At 44.9% G+C, this 26,966-nt stretch carries 23 protein-coding genes; 8 read left to right on the top strand and 15 right to left on the bottom strand.

The features are described 5' to 3' along the window. Positions 1-150: 150 nt before the first annotated feature. Both epmA and efp read right to left on the bottom strand, forming a co-directional pair. Positions 151-1,149 (bottom strand): elongation factor P--(R)-beta-lysine ligase, encoded by a 999-nt coding sequence (gene epmA, locus OZ660_RS02980; RefSeq protein WP_274742512.1) that lies wholly within the window; start codon positions 1,147-1,149, stop codon positions 151-153. A 199-nt stretch (positions 1,150-1,348) separates the two neighbouring features. Further along, positions 1,349-1,918, bottom strand: coding sequence for an elongation factor P (efp, locus tag OZ660_RS02975; protein WP_159624104.1), 570 nt, complete (start codon positions 1,916-1,918; stop codon positions 1,349-1,351). A 36-nt stretch (positions 1,919-1,954) separates the two neighbouring features. Here efp and epmB point away from each other — a divergent pair, with 36 nt between their 5' ends. Then, positions 1,955-2,980: an EF-P beta-lysylation protein EpmB gene (epmB, locus tag OZ660_RS02970; RefSeq protein ID WP_274742511.1), complete on the top strand. Its 1,026-nt coding sequence runs from the start codon at positions 1,955-1,957 to the stop codon at positions 2,978-2,980. Position 2,981: 1 nt separating this feature from the next. On the opposite strand, the gene OZ660_RS02965 is transcribed toward epmB, so the two are convergent. Continuing rightward, on the bottom strand, positions 2,982-3,173 hold the full coding sequence (locus tag OZ660_RS02965; RefSeq protein ID WP_159624108.1) for a hypothetical protein: 192 nt from the start codon (positions 3,171-3,173) through the stop codon (positions 2,982-2,984). A 177-nt stretch (positions 3,174-3,350) separates the two neighbouring features. Here OZ660_RS02965 and OZ660_RS02960 point away from each other — a divergent pair, with 177 nt between their 5' ends. Next, positions 3,351-3,683: a hypothetical protein gene (locus OZ660_RS02960; RefSeq protein WP_159624110.1), complete on the top strand. Its 333-nt coding sequence runs from the start codon at positions 3,351-3,353 to the stop codon at positions 3,681-3,683. 27 nt (positions 3,684-3,710) lie between these two features. On the opposite strand, the gene OZ660_RS02955 is transcribed toward OZ660_RS02960, so the two are convergent. Further along, a complete protein-coding gene (locus OZ660_RS02955; protein ID WP_274742510.1) occupies positions 3,711-5,012 on the bottom strand; it encodes a hypothetical protein in 1,302 nt (433 codons plus the stop codon). Positions 5,013-5,222: 210 nt separating this feature from the next. Here OZ660_RS02955 and OZ660_RS02950 point away from each other — a divergent pair, with 210 nt between their 5' ends. After that, a complete protein-coding gene (locus OZ660_RS02950; RefSeq protein WP_274742509.1) occupies positions 5,223-5,894 on the top strand; it encodes a hypothetical protein in 672 nt (223 codons plus the stop codon). Positions 5,895-5,896: 2 nt separating this feature from the next. On the opposite strand, the gene parE is transcribed toward OZ660_RS02950, so the two are convergent. From parE to nudF, 5 genes are all read right to left on the bottom strand, one after another. After that, positions 5,897-7,792: a DNA topoisomerase IV subunit B gene (parE, locus tag OZ660_RS02945; RefSeq protein ID WP_202263455.1), complete on the bottom strand. Its 1,896-nt coding sequence runs from the start codon at positions 7,790-7,792 to the stop codon at positions 5,897-5,899. 77 nt (positions 7,793-7,869) lie between these two features. Further along, positions 7,870-8,451: a YqiA/YcfP family alpha/beta fold hydrolase gene (locus OZ660_RS02940; RefSeq protein ID WP_274742508.1), complete on the bottom strand. Its 582-nt coding sequence runs from the start codon at positions 8,449-8,451 to the stop codon at positions 7,870-7,872. Positions 8,452-8,563: 112 nt separating this feature from the next. Beyond that, positions 8,564-9,388 carry a metallophosphoesterase gene (locus OZ660_RS02935; protein ID WP_274742507.1) on the bottom strand — a complete coding sequence of 275 codons (825 nt, stop codon included), beginning with the start codon at positions 9,386-9,388 and terminating at the stop codon, positions 8,564-8,566. Continuing rightward, positions 9,385-9,780: a DUF1249 domain-containing protein gene (locus tag OZ660_RS02930; protein ID WP_202265866.1), complete on the bottom strand. Its 396-nt coding sequence runs from the start codon at positions 9,778-9,780 to the stop codon at positions 9,385-9,387. Before OZ660_RS02930 ends, OZ660_RS02935 begins: the two co-directional genes overlap by 4 nt. 41 nt (positions 9,781-9,821) lie before the next feature. After that, positions 9,822-10,448: an ADP-ribose diphosphatase gene (gene nudF / locus OZ660_RS02925; protein WP_274742506.1), complete on the bottom strand. Its 627-nt coding sequence runs from the start codon at positions 10,446-10,448 to the stop codon at positions 9,822-9,824. Positions 10,449-10,746: 298 nt separating this feature from the next. Between nudF and tolC the strand changes: the two genes are divergently transcribed. Further along, complete coding sequence (tolC, locus tag OZ660_RS02920) at positions 10,747-12,129, top strand: outer membrane channel protein TolC (RefSeq protein ID WP_274742505.1); 1,383 nt, start codon at positions 10,747-10,749, stop codon at positions 12,127-12,129. Positions 12,130-12,224: 95 nt separating this feature from the next. Here the strand turns inward: tolC and OZ660_RS02915 are convergent, their stop codons facing one another. After that, on the bottom strand, positions 12,225-12,377 hold the full coding sequence (locus tag OZ660_RS02915; RefSeq protein ID WP_202263450.1) for a hypothetical protein: 153 nt from the start codon (positions 12,375-12,377) through the stop codon (positions 12,225-12,227). Positions 12,378-12,491: 114 nt separating this feature from the next. Here OZ660_RS02915 and OZ660_RS02910 point away from each other — a divergent pair, with 114 nt between their 5' ends. Then, complete coding sequence (locus OZ660_RS02910; RefSeq protein WP_202263449.1) at positions 12,492-13,331, top strand: ion transporter; 840 nt, start codon at positions 12,492-12,494, stop codon at positions 13,329-13,331. Positions 13,332-13,476: 145 nt separating this feature from the next. On the opposite strand, the gene prsT is transcribed toward OZ660_RS02910, so the two are convergent. Further along, positions 13,477-16,251 carry an XrtA/PEP-CTERM system TPR-repeat protein PrsT gene (gene prsT, locus OZ660_RS02905; RefSeq protein ID WP_274742504.1) on the bottom strand — a complete coding sequence of 925 codons (2,775 nt, stop codon included), beginning with the start codon at positions 16,249-16,251 and terminating at the stop codon, positions 13,477-13,479. Between the two features lie 293 nt (positions 16,252-16,544). Between prsT and OZ660_RS02900 the strand changes: the two genes are divergently transcribed. The 3 genes from OZ660_RS02900 (at position 16,545) to OZ660_RS02890 (ending at position 20,909) form a co-directional block, all read left to right on the top strand. Then, entirely contained in the window at positions 16,545-18,356 is a 1,812-nt protein-coding gene (locus OZ660_RS02900; protein ID WP_274742503.1) for a DEAD/DEAH box helicase, read from the top strand. 129 nt (positions 18,357-18,485) lie between these two features. Then, entirely contained in the window at positions 18,486-19,871 is a 1,386-nt protein-coding gene (cysG, locus tag OZ660_RS02895) for a siroheme synthase CysG (protein ID WP_274742502.1), read from the top strand. An 84-nt stretch (positions 19,872-19,955) separates the two neighbouring features. Next, a complete protein-coding gene (locus tag OZ660_RS02890) occupies positions 19,956-20,909 on the top strand; it encodes a hypothetical protein (protein WP_274742501.1) in 954 nt (317 codons plus the stop codon). Here OZ660_RS02890 and ccoG read toward each other — a convergent pair. From ccoG to OZ660_RS02870, 4 genes are all read right to left on the bottom strand, one after another. Further along, positions 20,906-22,264: a cytochrome c oxidase accessory protein CcoG gene (gene ccoG, locus OZ660_RS02885; RefSeq protein WP_274742500.1), complete on the bottom strand. Its 1,359-nt coding sequence runs from the start codon at positions 22,262-22,264 to the stop codon at positions 20,906-20,908. The two genes, OZ660_RS02890 and ccoG, sit on opposite strands and share 4 nt — an antisense overlap. A gap of 83 nt (positions 22,265-22,347) precedes the next feature. Beyond that, the gene (locus OZ660_RS02880) at positions 22,348-23,793 is read right to left on the bottom strand and encodes an aminotransferase-like domain-containing protein (RefSeq protein ID WP_274742499.1); all 1,446 of its coding nucleotides are present in this window, start codon (positions 23,791-23,793) and stop codon (positions 22,348-22,350) included. Positions 23,794-23,965: 172 nt separating this feature from the next. Continuing rightward, positions 23,966-25,363, bottom strand: coding sequence for a PhoH family protein (locus OZ660_RS02875; protein ID WP_226434531.1), 1,398 nt, complete (start codon positions 25,361-25,363; stop codon positions 23,966-23,968). Positions 25,364-25,652: 289 nt separating this feature from the next. Further along, positions 25,653-26,399: a DUF4019 domain-containing protein gene (locus OZ660_RS02870; RefSeq protein WP_274742498.1), complete on the bottom strand. Its 747-nt coding sequence runs from the start codon at positions 26,397-26,399 to the stop codon at positions 25,653-25,655. Between the last annotated feature and the right edge of the window lie 567 nt (positions 26,400-26,966).

Genomic DNA, 26,966 nt, shown 5'->3' with positions numbered 1-26,966 from the left:
TCTTAGGATGTTATAACATTATTTTGAGATGTTATAACATTTTTAAGGATGTAGGATTGAATGTCAACTCCCACTGAACGTTCGTATGACAGGTTTTAACGACATTTAATGTTAGTTCGCTAACACTTTAAATACTGTGAAACGTATCGTTTATGCTCGGCTTACAGGAAAGTTAATCACATCTTGAATATGAGGTGCGCCCATTTTCAGCATCAGTAACCTGTCAACCCCAAGCGCCACGCCAGCGCACGCGGGCAGCCCATTTTCAAGTGCACTTAAAAAATGCTCATCAATGGGTTTAGTTTCAAGCCCCGCTTTTTCACGCTTTTTGTTGTCGCTTTCAAAACGTCGGCGCTGTTCTTCCGCTTCACTAAGCTCGTTGAAGCCGTTTGCGAGTTCCGCTCCTTTGAAATACACCTCAAAGCGTTCTGCAACACGATTATCCCGACGACTTAACTTAGCCAGTGCCGCTTGCGACGCGGGGAATTCGTAAATAAAGCAAGGCTTTTGTATGCCAATACGCGGTTCTATACAGTAGCTAAACAGAAGCTGAAGTTTACTATCTGTACTTAACGTTTGTGGCGCGTGAATGTCGATGTTGTGCTCGCGTAACGCACTTTCTAGCATGTCATCTGTGGCCGTTAGTGGGTCAAGCGCCAAGTGCTCAATAAATGCGTTTTGATAAGTCAACTTATCACCTGGCTCAGTGCCTAATGTGGTCATTAGTAACGCATCCACATCGTCCATTAACTGAAGGTGGTCGTAACCCAACCTGTACCATTCCAACATAGTGAACTCTGGGTTATGCCAGCGCCCCTCACCTTCATGACGAAAGGCTTTACAGATTTGATAAATTGAGCCGCTTTGCGCACAAAGCAGACGCTTCATGGCATATTCTGGCGATGTTTGCAGATACAAATTGACAGGCTTACCAGTATTACCATGAGCAAACGCGGTAACAAATGCGTCAAGGTGTTCATCGGTTACAGTGCCGTTTGAGAGCAATGGCGTATCTACCTCAAGCACATCGCGTTGATAAAAGTATTCACGTATAGCACGCAATAGGTCAGCACGCGCTCGACGTGCTTCTAAGGTTGATGTGGGTTGCCAAAGCTGAGAAGTGCCGCAAGTATTAACGGAGCCTGTCATATAACTGCCTGCATAATTGTAAACCCTGCATAATGAAGAACAACATCAACAGGTGTTCGATGTTAATCGGTTAACGTGTTTGAGCGGTCAATTATATCAAGTAGTGGTGTTGATAGTATAAAAAACAAAAAACCGATGCACACGCGCTGCGTGATACACCGGTTTTTTAATTGCCCTTTAATACAAGGGCCGAGTTCTTTTATTTTTGTGCGCGAGAAACGTATTCGCCAGAGCGCGTGTCTACGCGAATCACTTCGCCAGTTTGCACAAACAATGGCACGCGAACTACCGCACCCGTACTTAGCGTTGCAGGCTTACCGCCAGTACCTGCCGTATCGCCTTTAAGGCCTGGATCGGTTTCAGTGATCTCAAGCTCTACGAAGTTTGGCGGTGTAACCGTAATCGGTGAACCGTTCCATAGTGTAATAATGCAAACGTCGTTTTCTACTAACCACTTTTTGTTCTCACCAACCGCTTTTTCATCTGCAGCGATTTGTTCGAATGTATCGTTGTTCATAAAGTGGTAGAATTCGCCGTCGGTGTATAAGTAGGCAAGCTCTGTATCCATTACGTCAGCGCCTTCTACTGATTCGCCTGAGCGGAAAGTTTTTTCCAAAACTTTACCTGAAATAAGCTTACGAATTTTAACGCGGTTAAACGCTTGGCCCTTACCCGGCTTTACGTATTCGTTTTCTAGAATGTTGCATGGTTCGCCGTCCAGCATGATTTTCAGGCCGCCTTTGAACTCGTTAGTGCTGTAATTAGCCATAATTCCTCTGTCTAAACATAAGGTACAAAAAGTTTCGTGGAACAAATAATACCTAAAAAACCGATTTCTGTAGAGCATAACTGGCAAAAAGAATTAGCGTGCAGTTTTACAGACCCTGCAAAGCTGCTTGATCACCTCGGTTTAGATGAAGATAAATACGCACAACACATAAAAGCAAGGCGCCTTTTCCCTATGCGTGTTCCACGCCATTTTGTTGATTTAATGGAAAAAGGTAACCCAGACGATCCGCTTTTTTTACAAGTTATGCCGCTAAGCGACGAGTTTTTAACGTCACCGGGGTACAGTGAGGATCCCTTAGATGAGCACGACACTGCGGGCAAAGGTATACTGCACAAGTATGACTCTCGCGTACTGTTAATGGTTCGAACAGGCTGTGCCGTTAACTGCCGATACTGTTTTCGACGTCACTTTCCCTATGCTGACAATGCAGTGAGCAAGCACCAATGGGAGGAAGTCCTTAACTACATTCGCGGCAATGTAAAGATTAACGAGGTCATTTTTTCTGGTGGAGACCCGTTAATGGCCAAGGACGATCACCTAGCGTGGCTTGCACATGAAATTGCCAGTATTTCTCATGTTAAACGCCTTCGTATACATACGCGTTTACCCGTTGTTCTGCCTGAAAGAATTGATAGTGCGTTTGAGAACTGGTTTGGCAATTTACCCCTTCAAAAAGTGCTTGTACTTCATGCTAATCACGCTAACGAAATTTCGGCGTCATTAGCCATGCGCTTAGACAGGCTTAAACGTATGGGCGTCACTTTGCTTAATCAGTCTGTGTTGTTAAAAAACGTCAACGATTCGGGCGATGCTATTAGCGACTTAAGTGAAAAGCTGTTCGATGCTGGCGTTTTGCCTTATTACCTTCACGTACTAGACAAGGTACAAGGCGCAAGTCACTTTTATGTAAGCGACAACGCGGCAAGAGATATTATGGAAAAAGCGATAAAGCGTTTACCAGGCTTCTTGGTGCCAAAACTGGTGAGAGAAATTGGCGGTCAACCTGGCAAAACGCCTATCGACTTACATTTACATCCGTAAACTACGCATAGGTATCAATGTTGGCGCCTAATGCGGGGTTTGAAGATGATGATTTTGGTACGTCAGAAGCTGATTCCAGCAACTGAAGCGACGCTTGTCCCTCTTGTTCTTGCTGACTTTTAGCAAGCTTTAGAGAGGCCAACTCAAGTGACGCACCGGACGTTCCAGAGGCACTAGCACCTTGTAGATCCATACCATTTTCCTTTGTTGCTTGTAGCAAAGTAAAAAAGTGGGCAGAATTGCCCCCCTTTATTTTATGTTGGGCTTTGCATAAGCTGCAAATACCAACACTCGTCAGGTTATCGGCCTTGAAAGGCGAAACTTTAACCACTACCCATAGAAATTTAAAATTGATTTAAAGGGCGTTTAAATGCAAGAGATGCAAGCTGTACATCAACAACTTCAAGAGACCATGCAAACTCTTTATCGCAAAGCAGTGGATGCCGATCAGATGTTAGATAGTTTGCAGCGCGATCAAAAAGGGAAATTCGCTGCCATTTTTGCCGCAGACAGCGGATTCACAAGCTCAGCGAAGCGCTTTGGGCCTTATGTAGAAGAAATTGCGAATGACTGGCAAGCAATGAAAGACATGAATGAGGATGCCGCTAAAGCTGCACTTGGACCACTGGTGAAAAAAATCGAAGTAGCTTTGGTAACATTAGCGCAATTTCAACAGTCGCTGAGTGCAAAAAAGGCCGACTAGTGCGCTAGGCTCACTGTACGTAAAGCCCTAATTTCTTGGCGCATACAGCGCCACTTTACCGATTCTATGTTCAATTTCGCTTACCTCACGAAGATAAGCTTCACTGTCTACTTGACCATATTGCTCAACGAAGGCTTGTTTACTTAAGCCTTCTGGCAGTCCGTCGATGGGCACTATGATTTCCAATTCACTTTGGATACGCGCAAGTGCATTTTGAACCTCTTGCGCCGTAGACAATGACGTAGCCACTTGCGCAAATCGTGTACCTGACATGTCGGCTGCCAAATCAACAAAACTGTAACCCGAGCCCCCTTGAGCTCTATCCATCAGCTCTTTAAATTCACCGATAGCAAGTGATATACCTTGTTTGGACAAGAGTTCCAAAGCAGCTGAAATAATAAAATGCCGTGCTAAGTCATTGCGTTTGTGCAGCACCGCACCTCGTTTAGGCTTAAGCGCTTTAATAGGGTTAGGCTGAATATCACCCACTAGCTGACCAACGCGGTAATGGCCCACATAGGCTGCTAACGCAATAATCACCGCTTTGTTGTGCAGTACGGCTTGTTCAGGTGTTTCACTTTGCTCACGAGCTCGCGCCATCCCCTCTCGCAAATACTCCATCAGCGAAATGGCTTTTGGACTTAGTGCAATGTCTCTTCCTGAAATATAGCGAAGATAATAAGCACTGAGCTTTTCAAGCTCAGTTTCTTGCTCTGGGGCTAAATTCAAACTGACAACGTTAAGCTCGGTCAGCAGTGGGTCAAGTGGACCAACATCCAGCGTGAGTTCACCATTATTCATACTGACTCGCTCCACACGAGACAGAGCGATAGTGGCGATTTGAGATTCCGTATAGGAGTTAACAGTGTATTCCAAGAAGCGAAGAAGCAAATTGCCAGATAAGGTTATATCGCCAATTTGCACTTGTTCAATACGCAGACTATCTCCGGGTAAAACAAGTGCTGATACGTTAACAAAATAGCCTGAGCGGCTGATGGCGTAGGTCACACTTACCGTGCCGCCTAACGGAGATATATTCACGCGACCTTTAAAATCAGGAAGCGCGCGTTGTAGCACTCCTACAAGGCTTTCAACCTGCGTTTCTGTTAGCTCCAGCTGGTGACTTTCTTGTCGTTGCGAGAATGCTTGTTGCAGTTGATTTAGAAGTTTATTGACGCTGTCAGCGCCATCGAGTTGCTGTGGCGCAGTGTTGTCGACTAATGGCGTTTTTTGTACCGCTAGATAGGTAAAGGTGGCAGCGCCAGCAAGCACCAATACCACAACAATAACCACACTAAGCAAAAGCCACTTAACACTGCGTAACATCATAAATTTTAAAATAGCCTTGGCGCAATAAAATGAATACGTCGCCTATACTACGTTAAGTTCATCACTGCCACCAGTGACAAGTGGAATGACCAAGCTTTACGCCTAGTCCATTGCCTCACTCTCTCATAAAAACAATATAGACCGCCAAAACGTCAATCGACGTGAGCTGTGATACACTGTACTTTTGATTGTCGTTGCGAGTGAATTGCTGTGTTTTATCACATAATGGGGCTAGTGAGTGCCGCATTGTTTTTATTGACGTGGTTGGGGCTGTACGCGCAAATCAAAGCGATGAACAAATATGAGCACTTGTGTTCAGATGCCAACAATAGCTTATCGCTCAATCAATTTGGTTCCAGTTATTTCGCTTTTTTCTCCATTTTTCTTTTCGGCATTTCGGTTGAGCCCTTTAACCATTACCTAGTGTGGACACGCTGCGGTGCACTGCTCCTCACTCTTATTATCATTTATAAAATTTGGGCACAAAGACGCACATCACTTACCGCACTGATTACGGTGGTGGCCGGGCTATCGCTGATGGCGGGCTTTGTGTCGATGTACTTTCGGCCCTTTCCCACCTTGGCACAGTTTGGTGCCAACGCGCTAATGTTGGTGGTCACCGTTATATTATTCCAAGGTACGCTACATCAGTGGGTGGTACTGCGTCGCAGACAAAAAGTGGGCTCGCTATCAGCCACTTTGTTTAAGAATATTCTAATAAAAGATGTCAGTACGTTAATGTTTGGCCTAACCATGCCGATTAGCCAAAGCTGGCCGTTGTTAATACTAAACGGCACCAGTGTTGTGATGCGCGGCGCAGTACTGATTCAGATGCTAATACTAAAACGCCGCGAAGAACGCGGCGTAGTGGAGATATCTTAGTGTTACAATGACACTTCGGCCATATTGCCTTTACTCTCAAGCCACACTTTTCTGTCGCCAGAACGCTTCTTAGCAAGCAGCATGTCCATTAACTCCATCATTTCTTCAGCATCTTCTATGGTGAGTTGCACAAGACGACGGGTGTTAGGATCCATAGTGGTTTCACGAAGCTGCAGCGGGTTCATTTCACCCAAGCCTTTAAAGCGTTGTACGTTGATTTTACCGCGCTTATTCTCCGCTTCTATTCTATCTAAAATGCCCTGCTTTTCACCTTCGTCCAATGCATAATACACTTCCTTACCCACATCGATACGAAACAACGGTGGCATAGCGACATAGACATGCCCTTGTTCTACCAGCGTTCTGAAATGACGCACAAAGAGCGCGCAAAGTAGCGTTGCAATGTGCAGACCGTCCGAGTCAGCATCAGCCAAAATACAAATTTTTCCGTAGCGTAAGCCTGATAAATCCGTTGAATCAGGGTCGATACCCAGTGCCACTGAAATGTCGTGAATTTCTTGCGACGCCAATACTTGAGATGAATCCACTTCCCAACTATTTAAGATTTTACCGCGAAGGGGCATGATCGCTTGAAATTCTCTATCACGCGCTTGCTTTGCTGAGCCACCTGCTGAGTCCCCTTCTACCAAAAAGAGTTCTGAGTATGAAATGTCCTGCGATGAACAGTCGGTCAATTTGCCTGGCAACGCTGGCCCTTGTGTAACCTTTTTACGTGCTACTTTCTTGGTTTGGCGAAGACGGCGTTGCGCGTTGTTAATACACATCTCAGCCAATGCTTCTGCAATTTCAGTGTGCTGATTCAACCATAAGCTAAACGCATCTTTTACGATACCTGAAACAAATGCACTGGCTTGGCGTGATGACAGACGCTCTTTGGTTTGCCCAGCAAACTGTGGGTCTTGCATCTTGGTTGACAAAATATAGGCACAGCGGTCCCAAATGTCGTCAGGTGATAGCTTAACGCCGCGCGGCATCAAGTTTCTAAATTCACAGAATTCGCGCATTGACTCAAGTAGGCCTTGGCGTAAGCCATTTACGTGGGTTCCCCCCTGCGCGGTTGGGATTAAGTTCACATAGCTTTCGGTAACAAGATCACCACCTTCAGGTAACCACATCACCGCCCAATCTGCGGCTTCCGTATTTCCGCTGAAACTGCCTACAAATGGGGTATCAGCAGGTAGTGTTTCAAACTCTTCCACCGCCTGATAGAGATAATCTTTTAGGCCATCTTCGTAGTACCATTCTTGGCTTTCTTTCGTTATTTTGTTGTCAAATCGAATGCGCAGCCCTGGACTCAATACGGCCTTAGCGCGCAAGTTGTGCACTAAACGACTAACAGAAAATTTGGCCGAATCGAAATACTGCGCATCTGGCCAAAAATGTACGCGTGTTCCAGTGTTACGCTTTCCGCACGTATCAATAATTTGCAAATCTTCTACTTTGTCGCCGTTTTCAAAGGCAATTTGATAAACATTACTATCCCGTCGAATAGTTACTTCAACACGTGTTGAAAGTGCGTTTACTACTGAGATACCTACACCGTGTAAACCACCCGAGAAAGCGTAGTTTTTATTTGAAAACTTACCACCTGCATGCAGCTTACATAAAATAAGCTCAACGCCTGAAATCCCCTCTTCGGGATGAATATCCACCGGCATACCACGACCGTCATCAATCACTTCAAGTGACTGGTCTTCGTGTAATATCACTTTGATATTTGACGCATGTCCAGCTAATGCTTCATCCACACTGTTATCGATAACTTCCTGCCCAAGGTGATTAGGACGGGTCGTATCGGTATACATGCCGGGGCGACGTTTTACGGGGTCGAGGCCATTTAGGACCTCGATAGCATCTGAATTGTATTGATTTGACATAGTTATGGTTGTTATTTAAGCCAGCAACAAACGTAATAAAACGATGGTAGCAGGGCTTGTAGATAGTGGCAATGAGCTTATTTTAGGAGAAAGCTCGCAATTGCTGGTAAGTGGTTTTCATAGCCGATAAAGCTGTGATCGCCCCCCTCTTCAATCACTAGTTCGCTGTTAGCATATTTTTGTGCGGCCAAGCGATAGTCTAAGGTCTCATCTTCGGTTTGTAGCAATACTTTGTAGCAGGCTTCATCTTTAAGCGCTGATGCTTCAAGCGCTTTAATGACATGCATATCACTTTCGATAATTTCAAACTTCTCGCCGCTATAGGGATTTTGATGAGCGCCGATGAAATCTTGCAAAAGCTCGTAAGGCTTAACCGCTGGGTTGATTAACACGGCTTTGCCACCAAACTTTTCCAGCAAAAACGTAGAAAGGTATCCCCCCATTGAACTGCCGATAAGCTTGAGTCCATTTTCTAACAATGCAGGGGTGGACTCGATAAGTGCCAGCAGCTGCGCTTCAACTTGGCTAGGGAAGTTTGATAGTTCAGGAATATGCAGCATAACGTCACTGTGGTGCTGTTCAAAATACGCATTGGTTGCTTGCGCTTTCACCGATTTGGGTGAACTTAAAAAACCATGTAGATATAAAATATGCTGCATACTGCTTCTCTTGTTATCGTTGAGTGTCTTTCTTGTAAATAGGCGTGTAAATAGGCTTGTCAGTCACGTCTATTTTTTCAATGCCTTTGTATTGAACCTCTGGGGCATTGAGTTAGCGCTTTTTATAGGCAACGCGTCTTACATTGACTTCTACTGTGCCATCATAGCACAGGGTAAACTGCTGGTAGCCTGGGCTTTCCTCACTGGTACCAAACGCTTCTTGCATGGCCCACTGCCAACAGCTTGACGGGCATCCATATGATGGCGTGCCACGTTCACCGATGTGCTGACGAATGGGTGAATGCACGTGCCCGTGCAATACTGCCTTTATACCCGACTGACGGGAAACCAAGGCTTCGATATACTCAGCCCCCGCTAGCGCGTGTTTATCCATCCAACTCTGTGAAGGAAGAACATGATGATGTAACGCGACTATATGAAATAACGGACGATGAGGTATTTGAGCGGCTTGATTAGCGTCACATACTTTTTCTATCGCAATGACGTCTTGTTGCTTTGCACTGCCCCCAGCACCATGTTTATCGTAAGGGTGCCTTGTATCACAGCCGTGAATAAGCCAGTTGGCGATATGTATTGGCGAACCTGCTGTTAATATATGCTCTGTTAATAATGCGTCAAAGTGCGCATTGTTATCGTGATTCCCCGCTATGGCAAACCACGACACGCCTTGCGCTTCGATATACTGTTTCATTAATGACAGAAAGTGGATGTAACTCTCTTTTGAATTGTCACCACTGATATCGCCCGTTACCAATACAATTGCACTATCGGCACTTAAGCTTCTTGCGCCTCTTAGCCTTTTAGATACATCACGCAGTACAGCCTCAAGCGCATAATATGGGGCAATGCCATCATAGCCGCTTTTATCTTTGTCTTTCAGTAAATGACAGTCACTAATTTGTATAAGAGTAATCACGCTTCAGACGTTATATTTGAGGCATGTTGAAGACAAAAACTCAGCCACTCAGCCAAAAAGATATTTACCATATGCTTTTCGTTTCGCTGCCGCATTTTTAAATTAGGGTAATCGTATGATGGCTGCAATGCGCCCGTGTTTTGGCTACTTATCACTTCGGCCATGCGAGCATCGTGATAAAGACGCACCGTCATGGACGGCGTTAAGTATGCAGGAAGCTCTTTGGTGGTTTGCACAATACTAAGTGTGCTGGTGTAGCGCGCAGACTCTACAATGCGAATTTCGTAAGACAACCCTTTACCAACAGAAAATGCATAGCTTAAATCTTCCGTATCGCAATCTGGCAATATACGCAGCACATGCGAGTAATTTAGCTCGCACAAAGCCTGCATAGAAGGAAGATGAGGTACATACTTTCTGTTATTACGTTGAGTCACGATGCCTGCCATTGCTCCAAGAGTTGAGTTTTGTGCATAAAGAACCATTGTAGCGCAATTACTGCCGCGGCGTTGTCAATATGGCCATTTTCCAGCCATTCAAGTGCTGTACTCTCTTTAACGCGATGCACTTTTATGTCTTCTGACTCAGAGTCAAGGCCATGTATGCCTTGCGCTTTACTGGCATCGGTTTTGGCAATAAATATATGCAATCGTTCTGTCGTGCCGCCTGGACTCGATAAATAGCTCAGCGCTTTGGTCAATTTATCTAGTGTAATTCCCGCTTCTTCTAATGACTCTCTGTGGCAGACTGACTCCTCTGTTTCCCCTTCATCAATCATCCCTGCGATAATTTCTATCAGCCAGGGGCTTGAAGAAGTGGCTAGTGCCCCAATTCTTATCTGCTCGATTAGCACGAACTCTTGTAAATGCGGATCGTATGGCAGTACTCCTACCGCGTGACCGCGCTCAAAAATTTCGCGTTTCACAGTGGAACTCCATTCGCCGTTAAAGCATTTGTGCTTAAATTGATACTCGTTCATGGTAAAGAAACCACGAAACACTGGCTTTATGTCGGTAATTTCGACGTCATTTGAGGTAAATGAAAGGAATTCCTTGCTCATTTGCAGACACTTATGGTTCAAATAGATTTATCATACATAGTACATTTACACATCAACCGTGTACACGTGAGAAATTCACAAGGTATGATGTGTATTAATAAAAAGAAAACTCAATTTATAAGTCGTTTATTACTATAAAAATTGCGTGGGTAGATCACATATTCTGTTACAGTTAAACGAAGACTGTTACGAGTTTGGACTTTCGGTTTGTGATTGAATTTTCATACACTTGGTTTTAATTAGTCGCCATGACATTAATAAAGGCGACACAACTTGAACACAACAGGAAGACGTAAGCATGAAACGAACACTTCTGTCGCTGGTAGTCGGGATCTCAATGACCACGAGTGCTTTAGCCGATGACCTTATGCAGGTTTATCAACAAGCACTGGCAAACGACCCAGTGGTAAACCAAGCGAAAGCGCAACGTGATGCTGCGTTTGAAGGAATTAGCATTAGCCGCGCTAATCTTTTACCACAAATCTCAGCCTTTATTTCTTACACCGACGTAGATGCTACAAGTGCTAACACCGTTCCTATTAGCGATGAGAATGGTGAACTTGTCGGGTTCAGCTTCCCGCTTCTAGACTTTGAGCAAACAACACTTCAAAAAGGTGTAGAAGCCAGCTTTTCAATTTATGACCACACTAACTGGGTTAACTTGGGCCGTGCCGAAAAGGTTGCTCAACAAAGTGACTCTCAGTATGCGCTTCAAGTACAAGATCTTATTACCCGTACTGTAACAGCTTATTTGGCTGTACTTCGCGCACAAGATAACTTGGAATTCATTAAGGCGGAAAAACGTGCCATTGAAAGACAGCTTGAACAAACCAAGCAACGCTTTGAAGTGGGCCTAACCGCTATCACTGACGTGCATGAAGCCCAAGCTAATTTTGACAACACGGTAGCCCGTGAAATTCAAGCTGAGAACGATGTTGAAATTGCGTTAGAAGATTTGCGCGTTATTACAGGTAAGTATCACTCAGGCCTAAGTGTATTGAGCACTGAACGCTTTAGTGCAACGTTGCCACAGCCGTCAACCGTTGAAGAATGGCTAAAAATTGCAGAAGAACGCAACTTGTCTTTGATGGTTCAGCGCCTAGGAAAAGATATTGCTGAAGATGATATTGCGGCAGCACGCGCAGGGCATTACCCAACGTTGTCATTTACCGCGCGTTACACCAAAGATGATGTAGACCAGACTATCGGTACGCAACCAGAAGCCAACTTGCCTACTCAAGATTCATTGCGCTTAAATGCACAGCTTAGCATCCCTATTTATCAAGGTGGCCGCGTTGTTGCGAGCACTGCGCAAGCCCGTCACAATTATGTAGTGGCAAGCGAACAACTAGAGCAAGCACATCGCCAAACAGTGCAAAGTGTGCGCCGTTCGTTTAACGACTTAAGAGCTGCAGTGTCACGTATTCGCGCATTAGAGCAATCGGTTGTTTCGGCAAACAGTGCACTTAAAGCGACAGAGGCAGGTTTTGATGTGGGTACACGTACTATTGTTGACGTATTAGACAGTACTCGTAACTTGTTTGACGCACAGCGTAACCTTGCTGGGGCTCGTTATGACTTTATTCAATCGGTTGTAACGCTTAAGCAAGCTGCAGGCACACTGACTGGCGAAGGTGTTGAAACATTAAACCGTGGTTTGATAGCAGCAAAATCAAACTAGTCGGCAATTAAGACTCGCGATAAAGGGTGGCGAAAGCTGCCCTTTTTTGTGTGTAAAGACAGGTGAAACTGTATTACCTACAATTAGCGTGATGCCTAACGGGAAGGTGTGAATTTTTCCAACGCCAGTAAGAGCTGCTTATATTCTGCTCGAAGCGCTTCTGCACTTTGTTTGTTAAGCGAAAAATTGCTGAGACGCGCAGAAACAGAACGTAATTTTTCTTGCAACAAACGTAATTCATCGTCCATGATTAGGCCCCTTATTTTCTGCCTATGCAGATATTCAACCAAACTAGTATAGCGCCATTGTGGCTTACCTCAAGCCCTTTGGTTGATAGATTGATTCTCGAGTGATTTACAAAAATGCAAGCCTCTGAACTTCAAAATAAATTTGAACGAATTCGTGCTAACAAATGGTTTGAAGCCTTCGTTATCAGCGTTATCGTGATTTCAGCGCTGTTAGTTGGCGCAAAAACCTACGAACTTCCCGCAGGGTTTTCTTCAATAACCCTGTTCTTAGATTGGTTTATCAGTGCGTTTTTCCTAACAGAGATCACCATTCGTTTTCTGGCTGAAAAACGCAAACGCTACTTTTTTAAAAGCTTCTGGAACTGGTTTGATACCTTAATTGTGATTATTAGTTTGATTCCAGCCGACGACACGGAATTAGCTCTTATTGCACGGCTAGTCAGGGTATTTAGAGTACTTAGGATGATATCAATCATTCCTGAGCTTCGCATTTTGCTGGTATCACTGGTGAAAGCGCTGCCTCAACTCGGCTACGTAATGCTGTTGATGTTTATTATTTTCTATATTTACGCCGCTGTTGGCAGCACGTTATTTGAAAATATTAACCCAGTATTGTGGGGCGATATCACGATATCCATGTTGACGTTATTTAGAATAATGACGTTTGAAGATTGGACTGACGTGATGTATGAAACACAAGAGGTTTATTCACTAAGTTGGATTTTTTATCTTACGTTTATCTTCTTTACCGCATTTGCTTTTTTAAACATGGTTATCGGTATCGTGGTGAACGTGATGGAGCGCGAAAACGAAAAGGCGCGCGCTGAAAAGCAAGCGGAGCTGCTCGCTGAGCAAGTAGCGCAAGGCAACGTGGAGCCAACGCTCAAAGACGTAATGGATGAGCTCAAAGCCTTAAAAGCGCAGCTAAAACAGGCTGATATAGCGCCAAAGTAAGCTTGCCAACTTCAGTCAAAAAAGGCCACTTCACAATAATAAATGAAGTGGCCTTTTTTATTACCCCTGACCCGTCCTAAATAGCGTTGCCGCTTGTAAAACGGTCTTCGAAACAGAGAGGCTTTTATCTTGTAGGTTTTCCCCACTAGATACCATATGTGGTTTTCAAGCTGTCTACTCTGTCTTTTGACACTGATGAGGTGAACTCTCTGCTGGCAAGACGACGTTGCGCTAATTGCTTCTTATCCAGTTGCAACAGTAGCTCTACGTAATTGAGATACACTTCATCACTGGCAATAGGTTTTACTAACATTTCATCGTATAGCTTGAGCGCATCTTCTTTGTTGCCCTTTGCGATATAGATTTGTGCCAACGTATCTTTCGTTTCAGCGTTCTCAGGCTGAATAGCAACAGCACGTTTTGCCAACTCTTCCGCACGCTTCAGCTTATTATCTTCTAAATTTAAATACGCCAAATTATTAAGTACAACAAAGTTTTGGGGGTTTATCTTCAAAATGTCTTCATACGTTGTCATTGCCGCCTTTCTGTCTTTGGGCAATTGTCGCTCTGCTAACAACATACTACTTTGTATATCATTTTGATGGGACTTCACGTGCTTTTCCAAGAACGCAAACGCTTTGTCTGCCTCACCCGACATTTCGTAGGCAGCCGTTAGCAATAATGCATTATCGGCATTTTGCGTGGCGTCATATGCAGCTTCAGCGTGTGGTACAGCCTCTTGTGGTTTGCGTTCTACTAGGTGCAACCTTGCAATAACACCTCTCACAAAAGGTAATGCCCGCACCTCGTCATTCGTCGCATTAATGATAGTCCACGCTGGTTTTGCTTGGCCTAAACGACTATGAAAATAGGCTTTCAGCAAAGTAAGCTGTGCATCACTTCGCTTTTCAAGGGTTTTGTCTACAAGCGTTAAACCGCTCGCGAATTGTTTTTGTGAGTCGAGGATCAAGAGCTTACCCAATACTGCATTTTTATCTTGCGGGTAAAATGACAACCAGCGGTCAAAAAACGCGGTAGCATCGGCCACTTTGTTGGTGGCAACAAGTGCCTGCCCTTTTAGGTTCCAATAAGCAATCGGGGTAGTCTCATCAGCTTGAATATCGTTTAGCAGCGAAAGTGTTTTATCCAGATCACCTTCTAACGAATACATACGAGCAACGAGTAAGCGAAGCCCTGTATCATTTGATTGAGAAGCCAGCTGCTGCTGTGCGTAATCAATCACCTCTTTTACATTGTCTTGCTCCACAGCCAAGGCATACCACATCGATATGGCTTGCGCGTCTGTTGGAGACGTTTTAAGTATCGACTTTATCAGTGCAATGGCGTCATCTTTTTTATCTTGTGCAATTAGCAGTTTTGCTCTTGCATAAGTCACTTCAACGTCGTCCTTGGTTAATTGTGTCGCTTTATCAAGGTAATTGCTCGCCGCTTCATAGTTCGTTTGGGCAATCGCAATGCTTGCTAAATAAACCAACGGGGTTGATGCATCCGGCGTGGCTTCATGCCATGCCAGTGCTGACTGCTTTGCCTTTTCAAGCTGATTAGTGGCAATGTAAGCGCGAATTAAGGTGCCTTGTGTGGTGGCTGACTGGGGCGCTTTGTCAACGGCTTGCTCGAGATTCACTATCCCTTCTATGTCGTTGAGCGACAGTTGAAGAATACCCAATCGCGACAAGTCTTCAGCATTGGTACTGACCGCCTCGGAGCGTTCCACCATCTGTTTCGCGCCCTGAACGTTGCCGTCTCTTAGCAACTGATAGCTCGCCTTTGAGAAAAGCGCAGCATCTGCGCTTTGTGCGCCTTCTACGCGGTTAAGCACTGCAAGGGCTTCATCATTTTCGCCAAGTTGAAGCATGCTGTCGGCAAGCATGCGTAATCCTGGATGGTTGTCAGGTAGTCCAGATGCAATCATGGTGAGGTGGCGCTGTGCCGACTCAAAATCTTGAATTTGATAAGCACTAAAGCCTGCCACTAACCTGACGACCTGATCGCTACGCCCGTTTTGTACAGCTATTTCAAGATAAGATAGTGCATCAGCATAGTTACCCTTGGCTGACTCAATAATGCCTTTAAAGGTGTTAAGTAGTGGATGAGCGTCATTTAACTTCAACAGTTCATCAACGATAGGCTCTGCCTTATCAAGGTCTCGTTCCTCGACAAGTAGTGCGGCATAAGCAAACTTACTGGTAATGTCATTGGGGTATGCTGACACATAATCGCCGTAGACTTCCGCTGCCTTTTGCGATTCTCCCCCTTGTAGATAAAGTTTCGCGAGCTGTTGCAACACGTCTTTGTTATTTGGCGCTTGCTCACGCAATGCCTGAGTTGCGCTCAGCGCACCTTCTAAATCATTGTCTATGATATAAACGTAGCTATCGATAAGCCCTTTATAAACAGACGATGTGTCGAGTGTAGAAAGATCTTCGATTAATGCTGCCGCTTCATCTTGCTTACCAAGCTGCATGAGAGCTTGAAGCTTATAAAAGCCTACTTCTGCCGATTCAACTGCTGTCATACCCTTAGCGCGATAATCTACATCAGCCAAGGCATTTTCAGCCCCTGACTGTTGATAGGCTAACGACAGCATAGGTATAACCTCGCCAGCTGACTGCCCTAACTCCATCGCTTTATTCAATTCTTTTTCAGCTGCCGCAAAATTTTGTTTTTGAAGATAGAGTTTTCCCAGCTCGAATCGAGGTTGAGGTGAATCTGGCGACTTTTGAATGGCATTTTTATATTCAACAATAGCCGCATCAAGCTGCTGGGCAGCGACATAACCGCGAGCCTCTTCTAAATGGCTCTCCATGGATTTCTCACTACACCCAGTAATGAGTGAGCTTAGCAGTAACGCGGCCACTGACATTCGTGTCACTGTTTTAATAGGCGTGTGCTTTTTCATTCTAATTCCTTGCCCTAGCTAATTATTTTTGTAGTCGTCGTATTATAGACATAAATACTGCCTATTTTTTCATCATTATTGTTCAATTTCGTGGCAACCTTGCCATTATTCGAATATAATACGGGTTTTTGCAACACTGCTGGCAAGCATATCGCGAAATACGCTAGAAATAAGCTCTTAAAACTTGCCCGAAAGGCCAGTTCATCGCTGTATAGCGTCTTGCGATAATAAGCCGTAAAAGTACGGTTTAGTCGTATGCCGCACCCTCCTTACTTAATGCACCAGGATCCTTAATGACCACAACTGTCGACATGACATTTAAAGACCTCAATTTACCAGAACCTATCTTACAAGCCCTTGAAAAAGTTGGCTACGAGAAGCCGTCTCCTATTCAAGCTGAAAGTATTCCGCTTTTACTTGAAGGGCACGATTTACTCGGTCAGGCACAGACAGGGACAGGAAAAACCGCTGCGTTTGCCCTGCCTATGTTGGCAAACATCGATCCTGAGCAACGTAAGCCGCAATTACTGGTACTGGCCCCAACCCGTGAATTAGCTATTCAGGTTGCAGAGGCGTTTCAGGTTTATGCGAGCTTTAGTCAAAAAATTAAAGTACTCCCAGTATACGGCGGTCAGTCGTACGACAACCAAATTCGCCAACTTAAGCGCGGCGTACAGGTTGTTGTAGGAACACCAGGCCGTATCATCGACCACATCAAGCGTAAAACGCTAGATTTAAGTGAACTTAAGTTCCTTGTTCTAGACGAGGCAGACGAAATGCTTCGCATGGGCTTTATTGATGATGTTGAGCTTATTCTTAGCCACGCACCAGAGGAGCGCCAAACTGCGCTGTTCTCGGCAACAATGCCTGGTCCAATTAAGAAAATTACTCAGCGTTACTTAAAAGATCCTAAGCACGTTAAAATTGCGTCGAAGGTAAGTACCGCAAGTACAATTCGCCAGCGTTACTGCCAGATAGCGCCGCATCACAAGCTTGAAGCGCTAACGCGTATTATGGAAGTGGAAGCGTTCGACGGTATGATTATTTTCGTGCGTACCAAAACGGCAACCGTTGAACTCGCTGACAAGCTATCTGCCCGTGGTTACGACGTAGAGCCACTAAACGGTGATATTCCTCAGGCAGCCCGTGAACGTACGGTAGAAAAGCTTAAACAAGGTCAAATTGACATTCTTGTTGCTACCGACGTTGTGGCTCGTGGACTTGACGTTGAGCGTGTAAGCCACGTTATCAACTTCGATATTCCATACGACAGTGAATCTTATGTTCACCGTATTGGCCGTACCGGTCGTGCGGGTCGTCAAGGTGATGCGATCCTATTTATCTCTCACCGTGAAAAGCGCTTGTTGTTCTCAATTGAGAAAACCACTAAGCAGCCTATTGAAGCAATGCCAATTCCTTCAATTAGCGAAATTAACGAGACGCGCCTAAGCCGCTTTAAGCAGTCGGTTGCTGAAGCAGCCCAAGACGATAGCATCGAAAGCTTGATGCCAATCGTTGAAATGATAAAAGAAGAAAACGAAGCGTCGCCTGAAGTGTTAATGGCAGCACTGCTTAAGATTGCACAAGGCGATGAGCCGCTTATTCTTAAAGAGTCTGACCGTCCAGATCTTCACAGCAAGCCACCGCGTGACAGCCGTGATAGAAACAGCCGCGACGGCCGTGAGAGAAAGCCAAAAACACCTCGCGGAAACCGTAAGCCAGAAGAAGGCATGCAGCGCTTTAGAATTGAAGTGGGTCATGTGCACGGTGCGAAACCAGGTAACATCGTTGGCGCTATTGCAAACGAGGCAAACATAAATTCGAAGCACATTGGTGCAATCGAGATTTATGACAACTTTAGTACAGTTGACTTACCTGATGGTATGCCGAAAGAAACACGCGACACGCTGCAAGGTACTCGTGTTGCCGGCCAGCGTTTGAACATTCGCGAGTGGTCAGATACGCCACCAGCAAAAGGTCGTGGCGATCGTGGTAACCGCGGTGACAGAACGCCTCGTGGAAACCGTGAAGACCGTGGCAATCGCGGAAATCGCGAAGACCGTGGCAATCGCGGCGATCGTGAAAACCGTAAGCGTAAGAACTAAATAGCAATATACTCAGCCTTTATATAACTAATAGAAATATAAAGGCTGTTTTCGTTGTTTTCTAATTAAAAAGAATTGGCGCAAAATAGTGTCAGTTCTTTTTTTGTATTTGAAGCCAAGAAAACCTTTATGGATTACTTTCCGTTATTTCTCGATGCTAGACAACTCAATGTCCTAATTGTTGGGGCAGGTGAAGTTGCCGCACGTAAGCTAGAACTTATCATGAAAACGCCTGCAACCATTACCGTGATTGCGCCTTGGGTTTGCGATACAGTAAAACAGCTTGCGCAAAACGAGAAAGTAACGCTTATTGAACGTGAGTTTGAAAATAGCGACCTTACCCATAAAGACATGGTTTTTATCGCCACGGATAAAGGCGATGTGAACCAACATATTCACGATCTGGCACGTGCTAATAAAGTCCTCGTAAACGTGGTCGACAATACGCCGCTATGCCAGTTCATTACCCCATCGATTGTTGACCGCTCACCGATTGTCATTGCTATGAGCAGTGGCGGCGTGGCCCCTGTGTTGTTGCGCTATTTGCGTCAGAAACTTGAAACAGTACTGCCGGCTAATTTAAGTCGACTGGGCGCATTTTCAGAGAAATTTCGTGAAAAAGTAAAGCAGACGCTTAACGGCGTTACTGCTCGTCGATACTTTTGGGAAGACGTACTCGATGGTGATATTGCTGAAATGGTGGAAAAAGGCCAAGACAAAAAAGCCGATGAAGCCTTTGAGCTTGCGCTGCAAGCGGCTGCAGAAGACAAAAAAGTGGAAGGTCAGGTCTATTTGGTTGGTGCAGGTCCTGGCGATCCAGACTTACTCACGTTTCGAGCCCTACGCTTAATGCAAAAAGCAGACGTGGTGGTATACGACCGCTTAGTATCGCCTCAAATTCTTGAGCTTGTGCGTCGAGATGCTGAGAAAATTTACGTGGGTAAGGCGAAAAGCAATCACACACTCCCTCAAGATGACATTAACCAGTTAATGGTTGATGAAGCTAAGAAAGGGAATCGCGTGGTGCGTTTAAAAGGTGGTGACCCTTTTATTTTCGGTCGCGGGGGAGAAGAAATTCAGACCCTTATCCAACACGGTATCGACTTTCAAGTGGTACCTGGCATCACAGCGGCTAGCGGCGCATCTAGCTACGCGGGTATTCCGCTGACACATAGGGATCACGCACAATCAGTGGTATTTGCAACGGGACATTTAAAAAACGGCACAATCGATCTCAACTGGCCGGCCCTTGCTCAAAAAAACCAAACCGCGGTGTTTTACATGGGCTTAACTGGCCTGCCTATTATCTGCCAGCAGCTGATTGCACATGGACTTGCACCCTCGACACCAATCGCGTTAGTGCAGTCTGCCACTACCGAAAAACAAGCGGTGCTTACCGGTACGCTAGACAATATTGTTGAAAAACAAGAAGCAGCACAGCTACAGCCGCCGACACTCATTATTGTTGGCTCAGTAGTTAGCCTGCATGCCGAACTAGATTGGTTTAACGGCTAGTATATTTCGCGCTCAATCGCTGAACCTTGTTTTTTTTACATAGACGCGCATACTCAACTAATGGAAGAGTTTTACAGCGTCTAAATGCATAGGTACACAACGCTCGCATTAGCATTATTACTTTTTGCAGCTCCGCGCACGTCGTGTGCGGAGCAGTTACTATTTGAAAAAATTAAAACAGATAATGGCATTCAGTTTAACTATGTGTGGTTAGACGCCGAAAAGACACGTCACGACCTCTCTTTTGAGATCCCCAGTGAAACACTTGAAGATGCCCCACTTCGACAAACCAACTACAGACCTAAAATTGCACAGCGTTATGTCACTGTTGCCTTATTAAAAGAAGCAAAGTCTATTAACCCGAGAGATGCAAAAGTTGAGATAAAACCAAAGCGCGAGGCCATAGACATTAGAGTAAAAGGGTTCGATGACGAAAAAGTAGAAAACGTATTAACACACCTACAACAGATTCAACAAAACGCTTACGACGAATACCTTTACCAACACTACTTTACGCGATTTACCACGCTGTTTAACCAGCAAGCCATTAAGCCTGACCACCTCAGGTATATCGCTGAGTCGGTCAAGCCAATGGTCCCCGCTTCACAAGCGTTTTATGAAAAGATAAAAACCCACTCAGATTCTCGCGCTTATTTTTCCCTGCTCCTGAGTTGGTTACAAAGTATCCCTTACGATACCCTTGAAGATAGAGTCGCGAGTAATGGCTCAGGGTTTGCGCCTCCTTTAGGGCTTTTGATGCAAAACCTCGGCGACTGTGACAGTAAGGCAGTCCTTGCATCGTCGATGGTAAGAGCGTTTTTACCATCAACAAAAATGATAATGGTATTTTTACCTAACCACGCGTTGCTTGGCATTGCACTTACGCCCCTAGAAGGTGATGAAAAGATAGAACACGACGGTCAAACTTACGTGCTATATGACCCGACAGGCCCTGCCCAAATTCCATTTGGGCAGGTTTCTGAGGATACACAACGTTTTATTCAAACAGGCCGTTTTCAGATAGAGGTGGTCGATTAGCGAGCGTAGAACATCACGGTGTGCTGCTCGATGCTCCCCGTGTGTTTATCGATAACATCAAAGCTTACGTGAGTCATTTCCTCATTAGGAAAACGCATGGCTTCTACAGAAAAAGGTACGATGCGCTTTTCTCCTGGCGCAACAATAATGTCATTTATTTGCGTAATTCTCATATCCATGGGCGCGGTGATAGCAACAGTAAACTGTTTACTGATACGTGATTTATTGAGCAATGTAAGGGTGTATGTATTCTCTATTCGTCCAGCATTGTTCTCGCGATACAGCGTATTGCGATCGCGACTGATAGCCCCTTCAAAATCTTGTCTGTCGAATGCCCATCCAGCCATTGCAAGAACAATTGCAATAATCGCCATGCCGTACAAATAGTTGGTGAACCTACGCCCAGTTGATCTACCAGCACGAGCAAACCTAATAAGCTTACTCGCATACCCAAACTTCGCCATCACCTTGTCACATGCGTCGATACACAAGCCACAGTTAATGCATTCATATTGAATGCCATTGCGAATATCAATGCCTGCCGGACACACTTGAACACACAAGGTACAGTCAACGCAGTCACCTAAGTTGTGGGTAGTTGAATTGCGCTTTCTAGGGCCTCGGTTCTCGCCTCGTGCATTATCATAGGTTACTAGCGAAGTACTATTGTCAAACATGGCGGCTTGAAAACGAGAATACGGACACATGTGCGTGCACATTTTTTCTCTTATCCACCCCGCATTTATATAAGTGCATACGGCAAAAAAAAGCGTCCACCCTGAAATAAGCGCCGGTGCAGAGAATGTCAAAAACTCGCGATATAACTGTGTTGCCGGATAAAAATACGACATAAAAACTAACGCGGTAAGTAGACTTGTGGCGAGCCATGCAGTGTGCTTTGCACTTTTTACTGCGAATTTGCGTGGTGAGAGCGTTTGTTTGTCTAATGCTTTACTGTGATTATGTGTACCTTCAATTCGCCGCTCTATCCAGTTGAACCCGAGAGTCCAAACGGTTTGCGGACAAGTAAAGCCACACCACACTCTACCGTAATGGCGAGTGACTAAAAATAGGGTAAACGCTGCAAGTATAAATAGCAGCGCAAAAATCATAAGATCTTGTGGATACAAAACCCACTTAAAGAGTGTCAGTGTTTGTTGGCCAACATCAAACAAAATGGCTTGCTGACCTTGGTATTGCAGAAAAGGAAGTGCAATAAACAGTGCCACCAGCAGGACATTAAGGTAACGCCTTATTTTTTGATAGCGTCCTGTCTCTTCACGAATATAAATTTTGTTGTCGCCGACAGGTTCACAAACAATAATGTCTTCCTGTCTAATTTTCACCGCTGACATTGGCTTTCTCCTAGAGAATTTTGCGCCAATGGTAAAGGTTCAACAGGTTTTACATAGCTACAGTTTGGTACTTTCTTTATAGATCAGATGCTATTTAAATCTGTACTATATTGTTCTTCTTTTGACTGTGCTTTTATGAAATGGGCTAACTTGCGAAGTTGATTGCGTCTTGCTTCATTAAGTTCGAATGAGGCATTAAGGCGAAAGCAGTGATCATATTGCTCGGTTACACTAAATAGCTTACCCGGCGCAATAGTGATATTAAGGCGCAGCGCCTCTTGGTAAACTTGCATGGCGTCTATGTGAGGTTGGCACTCAATCCATACGAAATAACCACCGCTGTGTGAGTACACGGTGGCAACGTCTTTGAGAAGGTCGCAGAGAAAATCAACCATGTCTTTTTTTCGGACGATGAGTTTTTTGCGCAGCTGCTTTAAGTGCAGTTCGTAGTTTTTCTTCGTCAGATAATCAACTAATGCCAATTGTATTGGCGCGCTAGTGGCAAGCGTACTCATTAATTGCTGCTTTTGAATACTGAGTGCGTTTTTGCCCGCAGCCACCCAACCTATCCTGTATCCTGCCACTAACGATTTTGAAAATGACGAACACAACATACTGTTGGTATTTTTAATAAAGTGTTTTATTGGCAAGGGCGCTTTACCTTGTGCGTATAACTCAGCGTAGACATCATCTTCGATTAAACTGACATTATAAGCATCTAGCAGACCAGCAATTCGTTGCTTAGTATCATCTGATAGTGAATAACCCAGCGGGTTTTGATAGCTACTCATTAACCAACAGGCTTTAACCGGATGATTTTGCAACGCACGCTCAAGGGCTGCCACATCTAGGCCATTCTCAGGCGTTACTTTTACAGTAATGGCTTTTAGCCCTAACCGTTGTAATGCCTGAAGGGCACCGTAAAAAACCGGCGATTCAATTACAACCCAATCTCCAGGCTGCGTACAGGCCTGCAAACTTAAATTTAGCGCCTCTAGTGCGCCTGCCGTAATGATAATGTCATCGGGTGAAATACTGACTCCACGCGCGGCATAGCGCTTAGCGATTATTTTGCGAAGCTCAAGATTGCCCGGCGGTAAATTGTCCATAGCGCTAGTTAATGAGATCTGTTGAGCGGCACAAGAAATCGATTTATTGAGGTGCTGGCGCGGATATAATGAAGGGTCTGGATAGGCAAAACCAAGACTAAACATATGCGGGTCACGAGATGCTTGGAGCACCTCGTACACAAAATCATTCACGCTAACCGCATCTGAAACCTCGACTCTGCTATGCACTCTGGCAGATTGCTTAGGATCGGTAGACGCCGCTACCACAAACCCTGAGCGTGCCTTTGAGCTAATGACGCCCTGACTTTCAAGCAATTGATATGCGTGTAGCACCGTCATGAGACTAAAGCCGGTTTGCTCGGCTTGCTTTCTGAGCGACGGTAGTTTCTCACCTTTTACCCAAACACCGCGTTCGATTTGAGCGTTAATTTGACGAGCGAGTTCGTCATACTTAGCCACTAGCTGGCTCCTCTTTGTTAAAAGTCCGGTTAGTAACGCAATATTGTTGCTATGCTGCGGGTAACAAGTACACAGAAGTATAACAGTTAGAATGTTGTTCTGTTATTAGAAGATAACAGGAGAAAACACGAACAGCCTTCATTTTTGAAGGCTGTTATTAGACGAGATAGCGCTACAGATTTTCTTCAGCAAAGCTCGCTAGACGGCTTCTCACTACACCATCAAGGTTAATCGTGGCACTGCCAGAGAAATCTTTAAACTTCTCTACAAGATAGGTAAGGCCCGATGTCACTGCCGATAGATAGTTGCTATCAATCTGAGCAAGGTTACCGCCTACAATCAATTTGGTACCTTCACCGCACCTCGTAATAATGGTTTTAAGCTGAGATGCCGTTAAGTTTTGTGACTCATCGAGTATTACGATGGCATTTTGGATACTGCGCCCGCGCATGAAGTTAACTGACTTGTACTGAATATTGGCTTTTTCCATGATGTAATTCATTGAGCCTTTGGTGTTTTCATCGTGCTTGTGAAGTACCTCCAAAGAATCAGTAATGGCAGCAAGCCAAGGCAGCATTTTTTCTTCTTCAGTGCCCGGTAAAAAGCCGATGGACTCAGCAATCTCTGGTGTACTTCGCGTTACGATAATTTTATCGTACATATTGCGCTCCACCACCATTTCAAGCGCTGCAGCTAACGCGAGCAAGGTTTTACCACTCCCCGCCGGCCCGGTTAAAATAACCATATCAATGTGTGGGTCGAGCAAGGCATGAAGTGCCATCGCCTGCCCAATATTTTTAGGCGTAATCCCCCATGCATGACGACTCATCAAGCGCTCGTAACCTAAGTCGAGTACCTCAAGCGTATCATTTGAAATCTCTTCAATAAGGCCAGCAAACTGTTGTGACTCATCCAGTAAAAACTCATTTACGTATGCTTCGGGAAGCATGGATTTGGGTACAGTGTGAATGGTGTCACGGCCTTCCTGTCGGCTATCTACACTTTTTACATTATCCCAAAAGTTACCTTCAAAGGTGTGAAAGCCTCGAGAGAGGTATTTGATATCAGTGATGAGCTGATCGGTGCGATAATCCTCAACATGTGCAAGCCCGGCTCCTTTTGCTTTAAGGCGCATATTAAGGTCTTTAGTCACCAGCACGACTTTTTGTGGCGCAAAGGTCTTTTGCAAGTGTAAAGCCACATTGATAATTCGGTTGTCGTTTTCATTACTGGTGAAAACTTGTTGCGCTTCCACCATATTAAGGTCTGCAAATATAGACAAACTGCCTGTCGGTGCTGTTTGCCCTGCGCCTAGCCCTTCCATTGATACGCCAGCGAGCATATCCTCAGGGGTTGCATCGTGTAGTAAATCCTCCATTGCGCGAATAGAAACACGCGCATCGCGAGCGACGTCTTTTTTACTGTCCTTGATGTAATCGAGTTCTTCTAACACTGTCATTGGGATAACGACGTCGTGTTCTTTAAATGAGAGAAAGGCGTGAGGTTCGTGAAGCAGAATATTGGTATCGAGGACGTAAATTTTGGTATCGGTAGAATTTTTTCTTGGCATCCTTCACTCCGGTAAATAAAGCCAGATTAGCCCAGTGGCTTAAGTCACTATGACTTAGGCTAACAAGCTACAGTTCCGCTTATTGAGAAGGTGCCGCTCGAAACAGGACATCCTCCCCTACTCGCGTCGACTGAGAAGCAGTACTACACAATCTGCCTCATGAGTTCGTTGTATTTTTCGAACTCTTTCTTATTCCACCATAATGCAGAAATTCAAATTTAGCACTGTTTTTCTACTTTTATTTTTCTGTGAAGAAAATAGTACTTACCGCATTCGATGCCTACCATTTTTAACGAATAAAGTACCCAATAGTTCTGTACTGTCCATCGATATTCACCATTGATAACGTCTCAGTAGCCAGCGAGGAACTGGCGTCAAATTGGGTAGAAAACGTTAATATGAGATATTCGCCATCGGGTAAACCGGGTAAAGTAGTGGGTGCTTGCGCAGTGGCAAGCTCTCTTGAGGTTGCTTCCCCCAAAGGCTTGCGCACCAGTTGCATGGCCTCAACCCATTTTGCTTGTGTCACACTGGTCTTAAAAATAGGGCCACTTTCATCCCAGCTTTGCGCGTAACGCTGGCTATCAACTAGCAGCAACCAATCCGTGCCATCTTGCAGTGTCGCATCATCAATTTGTACAAGCGTTCCTGCTTCCACCACTTTGCCTTTACTGTCAGTGGCGTTAACTGCCTGCGACCAATACATCATCACAACTAATGAGATAATCAGAGCGCCGAGAAGCCACATTAAATGTTGGCGTGATAATGAAAAACTCACCCAGTTTAACGTTGACGAATTGGGCGCTGAGGTAACATTTTGTTGCTCGTTTTTATGGGGTGTTACAAGCAACATATCCGGGGTGCCATCAAATGCCGCCGCAATGGCTTTGACCGACTCTTGAGAAGCTGACTGTTTTTTCTCAATGCGTTGAATGGTTCGCAAGCTCAAGCCAGATACGTCTGCTAAGTGCTGTTGGCTCCACGCTTTAGCATTGCGAAGTTCAATGAGTTTTTGGGTGTCTATTTTCATATCCATCTCGCGTCTCCTTCCGTTAATCGCGCCATCTAACGTTAGGAAATTTATCTCGACAGTGATACGACAGTTTTACGTTAACACTGCGACAATGCAAGCCCCGCAAGCGCTCTAGCCATATACCAATACTCACCCCTTTCAAGAAGCATGCATTTTGAAAAGTTGTTAGACGAAACTGAGGCTTGTTGTTTTTAAAAGAGGGGCGTGAGTCACTTTGCAACTTTCAAACGACATGGATGTATTTGCTTAGTCCCTTTCTTCAAAAAGCATATGTTGCATAATCATTAAGACTAGCGTCGATTGAGGTGTGGTCGAGCTTGAGCACGATGACCTTCAAACGGTAAGGATTTATTTGCATAATGCCTCACTTCAAAAAGCATACATTTTGAAAAGTTGTTAAACGAAACTGAGGCTTGTTGTTTTGAAAGAGGGGCGTGAGTCACTTTGCAACCTTCAAACGGCACTTATGTATTTGCTTAGTACCTCCCTTCAAAAAGCATGTGTTGCATAATCATTAAGACTAGCGTCGATTGAAGTGTGGTCGAGCTTGGGCACGATGACCTTCAAACG

Source organism: Alteromonas sp. 009811495, assembly GCF_028865455.1.
Taxonomy (GTDB): Bacteria; Pseudomonadota; Gammaproteobacteria; order Enterobacterales; family Alteromonadaceae; genus Alteromonas.
The sequence above is the reverse complement of the archived record's forward strand: the minus strand, read 5'-3'. Positions and strand labels throughout refer to the sequence as shown.